The organism is Oceanobacillus phoenicis (genome assembly GCF_047238145.1).
Classification (GTDB): Bacteria; Bacillota; Bacilli; order Bacillales; family Amphibacillaceae; genus Oceanobacillus.
Genome location: NZ_JBDFME010000001.1, coordinates 2781511 through 2794565 on the forward strand (window position 1 = coordinate 2781511; position 13055 = coordinate 2794565).

General features: G+C 34.2%; 14 protein-coding genes. All 14 read right to left on the bottom strand.

Annotated features, from left to right (window positions below):
* Window positions 1-88: 88 nt before the first annotated feature.
* The 14 genes from ABC346_RS13940 to ABC346_RS14005 all read right to left on the bottom strand — a co-directional run bounded on the left by ABC346_RS13940 (window position 89) and on the right by ABC346_RS14005 (window position 12902).
* Window positions 89-931, bottom strand: coding sequence for a TraB/GumN family protein (locus tag ABC346_RS13940; RefSeq protein WP_413235415.1), 843 nt, complete (start codon window positions 929-931; stop codon window positions 89-91).
* A 135-nt stretch (window positions 932-1066) separates the two neighbouring features.
* Window positions 1067-2266, bottom strand: a complete 1200-nt coding sequence (locus tag ABC346_RS13945) for an alpha/beta hydrolase family protein (RefSeq protein WP_413235416.1) — start codon at window positions 2264-2266, stop codon at window positions 1067-1069.
* 348 nt (window positions 2267-2614) lie between these two features.
* Window positions 2615-3856, bottom strand: coding sequence for an MFS transporter (locus ABC346_RS13950; RefSeq protein ID WP_413235417.1), 1242 nt, complete (start codon window positions 3854-3856; stop codon window positions 2615-2617).
* 101 nt (window positions 3857-3957) lie between these two features.
* Window positions 3958-4695 carry a MerR family transcriptional regulator gene (locus ABC346_RS13955; protein WP_413235418.1) on the bottom strand — a complete coding sequence of 246 codons (738 nt, stop codon included), beginning with the start codon at window positions 4693-4695 and terminating at the stop codon, window positions 3958-3960.
* Window positions 4696-5087: 392 nt separating this feature from the next.
* A complete protein-coding gene (locus ABC346_RS13960) occupies window positions 5088-6209 on the bottom strand; it encodes a serine hydrolase (protein WP_413235419.1) in 1122 nt (373 codons plus the stop codon).
* Between the two features lie 123 nt (window positions 6210-6332).
* Window positions 6333-7199: a DUF2705 family protein gene (locus ABC346_RS13965; protein WP_413235420.1), complete on the bottom strand. Its 867-nt coding sequence runs from the start codon at window positions 7197-7199 to the stop codon at window positions 6333-6335.
* The gene (locus tag ABC346_RS13970) at window positions 7192-8112 is read right to left on the bottom strand and encodes an ABC transporter ATP-binding protein (protein ID WP_413235421.1); all 921 of its coding nucleotides are present in this window, start codon (window positions 8110-8112) and stop codon (window positions 7192-7194) included. The genes ABC346_RS13965 and ABC346_RS13970 overlap by 8 nt, the downstream gene beginning before the upstream one ends.
* A gap of 86 nt (window positions 8113-8198) precedes the next feature.
* Window positions 8199-8399: an NUDIX hydrolase N-terminal domain-containing protein gene (locus ABC346_RS13975; RefSeq protein WP_413235422.1), complete on the bottom strand. Its 201-nt coding sequence runs from the start codon at window positions 8397-8399 to the stop codon at window positions 8199-8201.
* 12 nt (window positions 8400-8411) lie between these two features.
* Window positions 8412-9050, bottom strand: a complete 639-nt coding sequence (locus ABC346_RS13980; RefSeq protein ID WP_413235423.1) for an HAD family hydrolase — start codon at window positions 9048-9050, stop codon at window positions 8412-8414.
* Between the two features lie 28 nt (window positions 9051-9078).
* On the bottom strand, window positions 9079-9435 hold the full coding sequence (locus tag ABC346_RS13985) for a VOC family protein (RefSeq protein ID WP_413235424.1): 357 nt from the start codon (window positions 9433-9435) through the stop codon (window positions 9079-9081).
* A 295-nt stretch (window positions 9436-9730) separates the two neighbouring features.
* Window positions 9731-10018, bottom strand: a complete 288-nt coding sequence (locus ABC346_RS13990) for a hypothetical protein (RefSeq protein ID WP_413235425.1) — start codon at window positions 10016-10018, stop codon at window positions 9731-9733.
* 14 nt (window positions 10019-10032) lie between these two features.
* Window positions 10033-10389, bottom strand: coding sequence for a VOC family protein (locus ABC346_RS13995; protein ID WP_413235426.1), 357 nt, complete (start codon window positions 10387-10389; stop codon window positions 10033-10035).
* Between the two features lie 15 nt (window positions 10390-10404).
* A complete protein-coding gene (locus ABC346_RS14000; protein ID WP_413235427.1) occupies window positions 10405-11727 on the bottom strand; it encodes a D-arabinono-1,4-lactone oxidase in 1323 nt (440 codons plus the stop codon).
* A complete protein-coding gene (locus ABC346_RS14005) occupies window positions 11724-12902 on the bottom strand; it encodes an amino acid deaminase/aldolase (protein ID WP_413235428.1) in 1179 nt (392 codons plus the stop codon). The genes ABC346_RS14000 and ABC346_RS14005 overlap by 4 nt, the downstream gene beginning before the upstream one ends.
* Window positions 12903-13055: the final 153 nt, after the last annotated feature.

Sequence of the window (13055 nt, forward strand, 5' to 3'; positions counted from 1 at the left end):
GCTAAAGTATTGTTTTGTAAGGTTTTTGTTCAAGATTACCGATAATGGATTTATAGTACGCTTTTTATTGGTGTATCTATTATTCGTATTAATAGACACGTTCAACATTGTATCCTTTTTCCTCAAGTTCGCTTGGGAGACTCGGCTTAATCACCGTATGTCCACAACCGACTATAACGAAGTAGGTTTTTCCACTATTACTTTGTAATAGTTTATCAAGTTTGTTAACCATATTCATATTGCGAGTGTCATTCATCTCTTTTTGATACTCACCATCAGCACGCTCAAGGTCATTAGATACAATTTTAATTAGTGCTTCTTTACCGCTATTGCTGTTGCTGTGTATCCAGTTATATCCCAATTGGTTTATCCAATCAGCTTGCTGTTCATATGTTTGTATCGTATGTTCTAGCATTTGGACTTGTGTATCTATACTATAGCCACTAAAAACGTTATATTGATCTTCAACCGTTTCTAATTCAATAATTTCTTTTCCATCGTTTGAAGCTCGTTTTAGGAAATATAAATCAACCCCATACTCTGGTGCTACCTCGCTTTTTTCTCTTACGAATGCTCCTAATAAACTTTCTATATACCATGGTTGATATTTATTAAATTTCTTTAGAGACAATCCTTGCGCATAAAATATGTCTGAAAGTTTTTGTATATACTTCACTGATAAAACTTCATCCAATGTCATCCCCTTACGAAATAAAGCCAATTTATTAATTTCTTCTTCATTTACTTCAGGTTTTATCACATTAATCTCTGGAAGAATTACATCGGCACTGTCATAAGCCTTTTCAATTTCAGTTGCAAGCGGATAGAAATCTTCATGGCCTAAATGAATGATGCCTTGAACATACAGAGTTGTCTCATTATGAACAATCCTCCATAGTAATCCACCATTTCCCTTATAATTATTTGCCATTACGTCACCTTTCCTGTTAGTAGTCTTTTATAATAAAATTATCCTAAATATCAATTTTAGTACTATTTGCATCATTAAATGATTTAGTTACACATTTAACTACTTTTATTCCATTCTCGCCCGTTGATTGAACAATTAACGATTACTGTTCTCTTTCAGGAAATCAATAATTGAATTCATCAAACCTTTTGCTAAAGGAATATCCGGATTAAAATAAGTAGCTAAATTTCCCTTCTGCTCGGCAGGTGCTTCTTTCAATACATGGTTCATATCCTCTATAATAAGAAACTCGGAATTCGGCTTAGCACTGTAAAGGATCTCAGCATCAGAGACCGGAACCTGCAAATCTCTTGTTCCATTGATAATCAGGATTGGGGAATCTAATTTGGCCAGCTCCTGCTTTGGATTATATTCCATCCAGGACATCATATATGGTTGAACGGAAGGACGAAAGATGCTTTTTAATTCCGAGCTGATATTTTTAACGGTTTCGCCACGTTTAAGGTTATCCAAAATCTCCTTGGCTTCCTTCAACAGGTCACCGGAAAGCTGTGTCTCTAATTGCTCATGTAGAATATCATTGGCTTGCCTTCCTACTCCCGCCAACGACACAAATGCATCTGCATCCTCTTGATAAGACGCCACCATACCAATTAATGATCCTTCACTGTGACCAATCACGCTCACACTAGAAAACAAATCGTTGTTTTCAGCATATGTCATCCATGCTACAGCATCGTCTATATAATCATCAAAGCGTAGATCCTTTTCATTTCCTCCCAGAATCATGTTATCTCCAACTCCCCGTTTGTCATAACGAATGCTTGCAATCCCTTCTGAGGCCAAATCTTCAGCGATCATTTTCAAACTATTATTTTCCCCCGGCAATGCTTTAGAGTTACCGTCTTTATCCGTTGGACCAGAACCAGCAATGATTATCGCTACCGGAAAAGGTCCTTGTCCTTCAGGAGTCTCAACTTTTCCTTTCATCACACCATCTGAAACTTCTATTTCCGTCAGATCTTTATCCACAAGTTCAGATGCATTGTCTAAGTTCCCTTTCACCAACTCAAACGAAAAGGATCGTCCTTGCTGAGTAAAGATTCCTTTTATTTTTTCCTCTTCAAATTGACCATCAAAAGTGAGAATATCTCCTTGAATCTCCATTTCAAAAAATACGCTAGAATCGTCAACTTTCACATGACTTAACGGGCAATCATTCAATCCCTGAACAGGAATACTCAACTTACCATCCTCTTCTTCAAATTCCACAATAATAGGGAGTTGCTGGTTTGGAACCTCGATTTTCCCTTCCCAATAACCGTCTAAGTTCATTGCTTCTCCTCCTATATCTTTAGAGTGATTCATCAGTACCATCAATTGACTTACGAATCCCAAAGACAAAATGTTTCATGTTACACAAAAGTTATTCCATAATCTGGCCCAATAAATGAACATCTTTACTCAGCTAAAGCGCCCGTTTATTTAATAAGTTATCTTTAACATAAGCTTTTTGTTTTAGATTTTCCAAGAAAATAATGAGAACTACTAGCTCATTTTTTGAAGAATTTTAAAAAGGGTCCAGTTTAATTCTATAAAGCGCCCTTTGCATAGCTTTAATACAATTCACCTCATAAATCTAACTTAAGGCGTATTTAGGATGCTCATATTACTAACCCTGATTTATTGTTTTTTCGTCTTAGATTTTAGTAAATGGGTGTTATCTTGTCGATAGGTTTTTCCTTTCCACAAAATAAATAGAGCAATGATTAGACCTGTAAGAGAAAATGCCAACATGACGTTTTGAATATCGAACCCATTCGAAACAAATAGCGTCACTCCTACGTAGGCAATCGGATCAAAACCGTTCATGGCTAAAAAGATAACACTCATAACACGTCCCATAATTCGTCCATCCGTGCTTTCTTGAGCAGAGGAAAAGAATGGAATGGAAACAAAGGTCATGAAAAAACCGATTAGAAAAGCGAGTCCCGTAAGTACATAAAGATTAGGTACTTGGCTAAAGACAACAGCAACTATGAGTGTTATAATAAGCCCTATTACTGATGTTAGTCCCCTTCGCTTAATCTTTATTGACCCAATAATTCCTGAACTAAATAACATCCCTAATCCTAGTGAAACTTCTATATAACTTAAATTTATTGGAGTTCCTCCATATAACTCGACGAGAATTGGAATACCTATTTGTATCGCACCAAAAGCAAAGAAGTTTAATGTAATCAGAACTAAAATTCCTGTTAGTAGAAAGGTTCTTGATTTAATATATGAGAACCCTTCTTGTAAGTCTTTTAGCGGTGTCTGCTTAACTTTATTTTCTACCTCTCCTTCTTTTAGAAACGGAGGAAACATGAAAACTGCCGACAAAAAGACTACAATTGTAGCAACTAGATAACTTGATGCTACATTCGATGCTTCCATTACAGCCCCCGCTAAAGCAGGACCTGCAATAATACCAATTTGGGTGGCTCCTTGATAAAAGGCATTCGCCTGTTGGATTTGTGATTCTTGAACAATTTTAGGGATTAAGGATGAACTAGCTGGTCCTGAGAAAGCATCTAAAGTACCAAAAAACATCCCAAGGATGATTAAGGAAAACATTGACATATTATCTGAATAATTCAACAGGAAGATTGTTAATAATAAAATACCCTGTGTTAGACTCGTACTAAACATAATCGTGGTTTTCTTAAATTTATCGGAGACGACTCCACCAAAAGCCATCATCATTAATCTTGGTACGGTAATTGCGATAAGGACAATTCCTAATGATCCAGCCGATTCTAATTCAGATATGACATACCAAGTGGTCGTCGTAAAAAACATGGTATAACCCATAATTGCCAAAAAACCAGCAACCATTATGAAATTAAAAGCTCGGTTTCGAAATACAGACGCGTGCGTCATTGTCATTCACCTCATTTTTTCTTGATGAATTCAATTTTACTGTGAGACGCAACGTCCTCCGCAAGTATTTATTGATATTATTTTTACACCTTAAAGATTATTTACTCCTGGCTTTCTAGTAAAACTTCAATCGCCCCGGCAAGAAAGTTAACCATTTCATTTGGCAACAGTGATATATATGGTTCAAGTTTTTCATATAACTCTTCGTTGGTTTCTTCAGTTTCTATACTCAACTCTTTTAAAGGGCTATGCAACATCAACTCTTTTAATTCTTCCTGTACTAATTCTTCATTAGGCGAATAATCATTGATAACTGCATTATTAACGATATTCAATAAGTTCATATTGAGTTTATCAATTTCTTTTTGTTTCGATTTATCTTTTGGGAAGTATTTATTGACAAATTCTTTGGAGTAATACTCCCCGAATATATCTCTTTGAACTTTTTCAAACCGCATTAAATTCATAAGTAACATCGAGATCTCAACATCCAACTCTTTGTTTCGATCTACATCGTTTATAGATTTAATTCGATCAATCATCTCCAAAGAATAGTCAATCGCCTCTTTTTTCCTTACTAATACTTTTTCCTGTATATCAATCATTTCTTCAAAAGAATACTCAGGTTCCTCAAAGTAATCTTTAATCTCTCTTAGTGATAGTCCTAACCTTTTCAGCACTTGGATATTATGGAACTTTTTAAACTCTTTAATTGTATATACATTCTGCTGTTTCTCATTTTTCTCTGTTGGTACTAAAACACCCTGCTGTCTATAATGTCTTAATGTCCTTACGGTTGTATCAGCAATTTGAGCAAATTTACTTACTGTTAATTTCATGCTTATCTACTCCGATCTTATTGCTAAAATTTAATACTAGGCTTACGAGAAATAGTATCCCGCATAAATGATTAAACAAAATATCATTTACCACTTGACCCTACCGCATACATCTAAGTTATTCAAAATTATTTTAAAGCATGACCCAACGTCCTTAGCAATACTTATCTCCATAAGAAATGCCTCTGCAATTAGAAGAAGCAAGTTAATTAGACGCTATTAATAAATTGATTACAACAATAAAGACATTGTTTATCTAAAATTATTTTGGTAAGCTTTCTCTTCAACAATATGGCCCGATTGCTGTATAACCTAATATTATTTACCATCTCGACTTGTATCAAAACCATACTTATATTTATTATCAAAATACAAAAAGGGTTTTTAAATCCCTAACGATTAAATTGTTCCTGTACTTCATCACGGAATGCTTCTTCTGTAAGTAATTTCACTTGAAAGTTACTTATGTGCTCACTTAATAGTTCCAATTCCTGTGAATTTAAATCATTCGAAAAGAAGGCCATTTCTATTTGATTTCCTTCGTTATCTGTACCATACATTGCCCATGTAAACACAAATGCTGTCGAACCACCTTTAAAACCAGCATGCTCTGCGACAGTTTGATATACAGGATTATTCATCATTTGTTCCATGACGGGATCTAAATAAGAGTGAACTTGTTCAGAATAATAATCTTTACCATTTAGTTTTTCCATTATCTGAATATAATCGTTCGTAGATGCTTTTGGTAATCTATCTGACCAAACACGTTGAACATCCATGGTTAGCACTTCTAAACCTTCCATCTTCTCTTGATCAGTAAGAGAGGACTTTTTCCACTCTTCAAAGATCTCTATCGATGTATTTCGGTATGCTTCATCACTCATACTTCGCAATGATTTCACTAAATCTTCTTCGTTGACACCATCATTTAATAAGTGATGTCCAATCCACAATGTACTAGTAAACGGATACAAAGGTTCATGGTGGGATAAATTTAATTCATTAACTCGATTATTAATGGCGTCTAGACCTAATCTTTCAATAAGATAGTCTGTATTCGCGTTCGAGCTATACCCAATCATTCCTTTTGCAACCTCTTCTAATGAAACAGATTCCGTGCTACTTTCAAATTGACTCAACCAAGCCTCATGAGCACCCCCATCGGTATATGGAAGATAATATTTATTCAATTCTTCTAAATCAATTTCTTCGGTCGGATCAATTAGAGATTCTGCTGCTTGATTAGCATATTCAATCGCAACGATGATTTTTGCCGTACTTGCTAACGGTAAATCTTTATTTGAATTAATCTCTACTATATTCTGATCATTCCAGTGCAAAGAAAAAGCTATATTCTCATTTTTCTTATTATCTTGTATGAACTTGATTATCGGATCACTTTCTTTATTGTCTTTCTTCTCCTCTTCTTTAGGCTGCTGCGTATTTTCTTTCGAACAACCTATTAACCAAAACAACAGTAATAAACTAAAAATTGTAAATGTACGTCCCATCCCCACACCCCTTATTTGTTGTAAAATAATAGTCCAACATATCCGCTTGTATGTTGAACTATTATTCTATTATTCTGTTACTGCTATAAATATGAAGTTGTTCTATCAAACTGGCGAGTAGCTTTAATTTCCTGCAACATCTCTTTTCGTAAATGAAAACCACGAAATAGCTATAAAAATAATATAGTAAATAATTAACATCGTAATCGAAAAACCTAATGTCATTCCTTCAATATATGGAGTACCATTTGCAGTATACTGATTTAAATCCATATTTAGGAAAAGAATGTATTTCGCCCAATCATATTGGCTTAAAAAGAATGCGATCATTTGATTCGATAGAAGTAAAAAGATCGAGATTCCGATTGCCATTGCACTACTTCGGAACAAAGTAGATATCGTAAATGCTAATGTAGTTATGAGAATAAATGAAGCACTACCTATTACCATATCCTTTTGTATTTGAACTAAATAGGTAGTTTCTGTGAAACTCATCCCAGATTCGACTATTAAAGTAGGATTAGCTCCATTCACACCAAACATAATTAAACCAATGATAAATGAAGAAATCATCATAAATGCCATAATCGTAATAGCAAATAAAAATACAGAAACATACTTAGATAATAGAATCTTTGCTCGTGTACTAGGGCGTATTAATAATAATTTAATCGTTCCCCATTTAAATTCGTTGGATATAATACTCGATGCAATAATGATTGTGAATAAACTTATAACTGATATAAGAAACATATTTTCATATAGAAAGGCCCAAGCATCATATGCAGGTACTTCACCTAGTGTATTCATGTAATATTCATGTAAAGTTGGTTGGAAATCCGAGCTAACTACACCTTCTGGACCAAAAAACTTACTAATTAAGGCCCCTCCAACAACAAATAACGTAAGAAGAATATACATTGCCCATGTAGATTTTAAGTGATAGATTTTGATTTGTTCATTTTTGACTAGATTAACAAAATTACCCAATGACATTCTCTCCAATCAGTTCAAAGAATTTATCCTCTAGAGACCCTTTTACTTGTTGTACTTCATAAACAAGAACTCCTTGATTAAGTAGTTCTTTTAAAAGAGATGGAATTTCATCTCGTTCACAATTAACTGTAATAGAGTCCATTTCTTTATGAATGGATAACGATTCTTTACTGGCAAGAATTTCTTGCGCTTTATCTGGGTTATCCGTGGTGATTTGCATCACTTGTTTATTTTCTTCACTAGACTCATCTCGTACAGATTCAACTGCAATTAATTCTCCATTTTTAATAATACCAATTCGATCACACATTAGTTCAATTTCCGTTAATAAATGACTAGATACAATGACTGCCACATTTTCTTTTTCCGCAAGTGCACGTATGTATTGTCTGATTTCTCTAATACCTGCTGGATCTAAACCATTGGTAGGTTCATCTAAAATTAAAATAGATGGTCGATGCAACAAAGCTTGTGCGATCCCTAAGCGTTGACGCATCCCTAAAGAATAACGTCCTGCTTTTTCGTTAATCGCTTTTTCTAAGCCCACTAATTGAATCACTTCTTTTATTCGCTCATCCGTTACGTCTGACATCATTCGAGCAAATTGTTTTAAATTCTTCCATCCAGACAAGAATGGATACATCTCCGGATTTTCTACAATTGCGCCAACTTCTTTAATTGCCTCCTTATAGTCGGATTGAATTGATTTCCCTTGAATCAATACTTCACCTTCTGAAATACCCATCAAACCAACCATCATACGAATCGTCGTCGTTTTACCCGCTCCGTTGGGACCTACAAATCCAAAAACTTCTCCTTTTTCAATGGAAAAATTCAACCCTTTGATGATTTCTTTTTTCTTAATTTGTTTCGAAACATTCTTTAGTTCCATAGCTGCTTTTGACAACATGATACCCCCTAACATTTTTCTACAACTTTTCATACGTATCACTATTAATAAAAGTTTCAAAAATCAATAAAACCTCTACAACCTTAAAAAGTTAATAGAGGTTTTTTCATAAATAACTGTTCCACCGCTTCCATATCATAATCACTATATTCAGCAATTATTTCTGAACTAAGTTTTATAAGTTCCTCATAACGTTCTAGATCAAATTTATCTCGTGTAAAACTCATACCAGATTGTGATATAGCTTGTATTTTTTTTGCCCACTGTAACCATTTATAACTCATTGATGTCTCCTTTTATTTAAATAATTCAACTTTGAATTGTTCTATTCTAGTAAAATAATAATCTGGTTTCGTAGTGAAATTAGCAGACTGAACTTCTTCACTCCAATGAACTCCAGCTGTCGTTACATTGGCTTCTTTTCCAGCTAAAATATCTGCTTCACTATCTCCAACAAACAATACTTCTTCCGGAGTAACATTTAATTCTTCCATTGCCCTGATTACACCTTCTCCATTGGGTTTGGGATTAATTACATCATCTCCTGTTACGACTACATCAAAATTTGATTGTATTCTTAATTGTTTTAAAGAAACATCTAAACTTCTTTTTGCTTTACCCGTAACAATTCCAAGATTCATACCATTTGTATCTAGTTTCTCTAGTAAATCGTGAAGATCCATCATTGGTTTAACATAGGATTGATGTAATGCTTCATATACTTCATAAAAACGTTCAATCGCTTGTAATTTATCTGGATGCTTAACATTTAGTTGAATTATTTCTGTTTCAGATGGTCCAAACATCTCTTTTATCTCATCATTGGTCAAAGAAATATGATCGAACTCTTTAAATACTGTTCTAAATGCCTCAAAACACAATGGGAGAGTATTCGCAATTGTTCCATCGAAATCAAACAGAATAGTTTTCACCATAGTTATAACTCACCTTTGCTTTCGTTTATTATTGATGCTGTTCGCAGACCATAACCATATTTTTATCCATATCAGAGAAGACAAAAAACGAAACCATATCATCTCTAGAAATCTCTTTTTCGATGATACCATCATTATCTTTAATCCAATCATAAGCTCTGTCGATATCTTTAGTCAATAACATAAAAGAAGGCCTTATATAATCCGGATTATTTCGATTATCATCTAATAACACGCCTCTGCTTCCGAGTCCAAACCAATGTACGGGGTGAGAAGTATTTACTTCTGGCTTTGGCTCCCCTAAAATTTTCGCATACCATTCAGCAGATTTCTGTAAATCATTTACATGTAAAAATACATCACCAATTCCTTTAAATAGACTCATGAAATTTCCTCCTTAATTTAATTCAGTATATATTGTCATTTATCTATAAATTTCAGGTATAATACTATCATTCCACTAAAATGCTACTATTCTCTTTATTAATTCCAACTCGAATCCCATGGTATAAACTATTATCGGGAACAGTATAGTACTCACCATCGATATATAATCCTTCTTTATCTATCATAAAACTTTCACTTCCAAAATTGGTCTGTATCAACATTTCGCTTCTTAAACTTGGTGTTTATTTCGTGGATTTTTTGTTCATTTCATATCTTTATGATCCCCCAGTATACTATCCAAAAGTTGTTTGAAGTGATTGATAAATAACCGCATATAAACCAATACTTACCGAAAAACAAACGATATAGATAATAATCGATTGTTTTCTAATATGAAAGGAAGCAGTTCCAGATACAGCATCTACTAATTTATGTGCAATTACAATGGATAATAATAATAAAAATGGGTCTATCAAGATTACTGCTATAATATCAATAGGCTGATTGAATAAAATATCTCTAACAATAGCATATACATAACCAAATAGAAATAAGGCAATGATCACTTTTCTACTTACCACTCCAACGCAATTCATTATCTTTTCAGTTCAATTAAGCCGATTCCAATTCCAGTCGGATCGACAAGGTATGCTAAGTAATAACTGTCAAACTCCATTTTTTCTCGCAATATTAGAGCTTGATGTTGTATAGCTAGATTTAACGTTTCTTCAATAGAATCTACCTCTATTTGTATACGAGTTCCATGAGGGAAATCACTTGGCCCTTTACTTATTCCACCAACAAATGCATCGAATTCACCAGTGGTTTCTGGAATAATCGACCAATAATCCCAATTAGAATCTTCTACCTCCCATCCAAATACAAGTTTGTAAAACTCGATTGCTCTTTCTGGATCTTGACTGCTAATCTCAAATCCTATCACTTTTGCCATTGCCTATCTCCTCACTTATACATTTACTCGTTCATCGCTATAAAAAAGCTCATCTAAATAACGATTGACGAACATCTTCTCCGGATCAATTTGCTGCCTTATTTGGATAAATCGATCCCATTTTGGATACATTTTGCGCAAATCTTTCGTTTCTTGTTGATGCATTTTCCCCCAATGAGGTCGACCATTATATTTCTTCATAATTGCTTCCATATCTCGAAAGTACGTACGGTATTCCATCCCTTTATATACATGGAATGCAATATAGGCAGAGTCTCTCATGTATGACGGACTAAGCCATATATCATCATGTTTTACTATACGGCATTCAATCGGAAAATGAACCGTATATTGATTTTTTACAATTGTTTCTCGTATTTCTTGAATAGCTTCTTTAAAGTGCTTTAACGGTATTCCATATTCCATTTCAACAAATCGAACTATACGAGGAGTAGCAAATAATTTATAACTCTTCGCATCGATAGTAGATTTACTGACAAGTTTTGAAGAGAGACGACTTACTGATCTACTTAAGCCAGGAGTTATTAAACATAGATGAGATACTGCTTGAAACATATAATTTTCCACAATGAGGTTATTCCACTGATGTAGTTTTGTGCTCTTTGGAGATGAGTTTGTAGGATTCATTGTTTTTGTTTGAATTTGATCGGCATAAGGGAACATAAAAAATTCAAAATGCTGATTATCTTGAATATACGTTTCTAAGTTTTTTAGGAGGTTCGGGTAATAAACATGGTCACTGATATAACGATATACAGGGCTTGGTACTACCCGGATTTTCACTTCAATAATTATTCCAAACATTCCTAGTGAAACTAGACTTGCTTTGAAGATTTCTTGATTATTCTCCTCATTCAGTGTTAGAAGTTTACCACCAGCTGTAACAAAAGTTATTTCCTTCACCTGCGTAGAGATACTCCCGAACTTAATCCCAGTACCATGGGTTCCGGTTGAGATTGCTCCTGCGATACTTTGTACATTGATATCTCCTAAATTCTCTTGTGCAAAATCCAGTTTTTCTAATACTTTACTTAAGTCATAAAGACGGGTACCTCCATAGACTGTTACGGTATGAGTATTATAATCGACTTCCTTAACACCAGATAAATTATCTAAAGATAGAAGCCATTCGTCAGTCATTACTAAGTTTGTAAAAGAGTGTCCTGCTCCAACTACTCGTATTTTCTTTTTATTATTTGATGCTGCTTCTACAATTGCAATTACATCATGAATAGAACGTGGATAATATATTCGTTCCGGTGAACAATTGGAGGTAGAAGACCAATTATGCCACTTGTAATTTTGTAATTGTTTCATAGAAAGCATTCTCCTTCCCCACGATAAGTTGGATATGTCTTCATCCACTTACCATTATCTATCACTAAAATTTCAGAGAAACGTTCACAAATTTCACCTGCTTTTGCAGCTCGAAAAATAACTGCATCTCCAATTGATAATTTAACTTTTGTTTGAATTGGTGTTTGTACTTCTCCTGCTCCTTCCAAAGAAATTAATGTAGAATCAGATGGATACACTGGTTGCGGTTGTTTCTCTTCTCCGATACTACCAGATGCGACATACCCCCCACCTAAACAGGTATAAATATGCTTTTTCGGTTGTCTAACAATCGGAAGTGAAAAGAATAAAGCTGGTTCAAATTGAAAATCTCGATAGTGATCAAATAATAATGGTGCATAAAAACCTGAACCGACAGTAACTTCTGTGATAGCTTCTTCCTGTGAAGTAGTTTGTAAACTGCCCGTTCCACCGCCATTGAAAAATTCAATTTGAATATTGTGTTTCTGGAGTAATTTATGCACTTGTTCTCTACGTTTAGATATAGTAGGGAGTGATTTTTTCTTTAACTGCTTAACGACGTTACTTTTCATCTTTTCTTCCGCATTATTATCTATAACTCCAGCAATTTGCGCCTCATATCCCATTAGTCCTTTAAGAAATACACCTTCTTGAGATTCCAAATATTTTGCGAATTGAATAACTTCCTTCGAAGACTTTAGTGAAGACCGACGTACGCCAAAATGAAATCCTGCCCAATCATTGCTCATATCCATTTCAATACAAGTGTAAAACTGACCCCCAACTTCTTTTTGAATCGTTGTTAATAATTCAATATGTTCTTTCCTATCTACCATACATGTGATTGTTTTTCCTTGAAGATTAAGCGTTGCGATTTCTTGGAGAGATTTCTTGTCGAATGTTGGATAACCAATTAAGATATCATCAAATCCTTGTTTAACTAAGAATAAAGCCTCTGAAGCGGTAAAGCACATTAATCCTTTGAACGTTGAACTTGATGATAAAATTTTGTGTAAAACAGGGATCGAACGAATTGACTTGGTAGCTAAACGAATGCTTTTACCGTTTGCTTGTTTTTCAATGTTAACTATATTTGATTCAAGCGCATTTTGATCTAACAATAATTGAGGTTTAGCCTGTAATGGTACATTTTTAATAATTGCTTTCCAGTCCATTTTTCCACCTCCACTATAAAAGAGATTTCTATCAATACCCTTCACTGACAAGCTTGCGATTCTAATCAAATTATTAATATCCAGTACCTCATTCGAACGTTAAATTCGGACGGGACAATAACTTTTTAAAATAAATACAATTTATTCTGATAT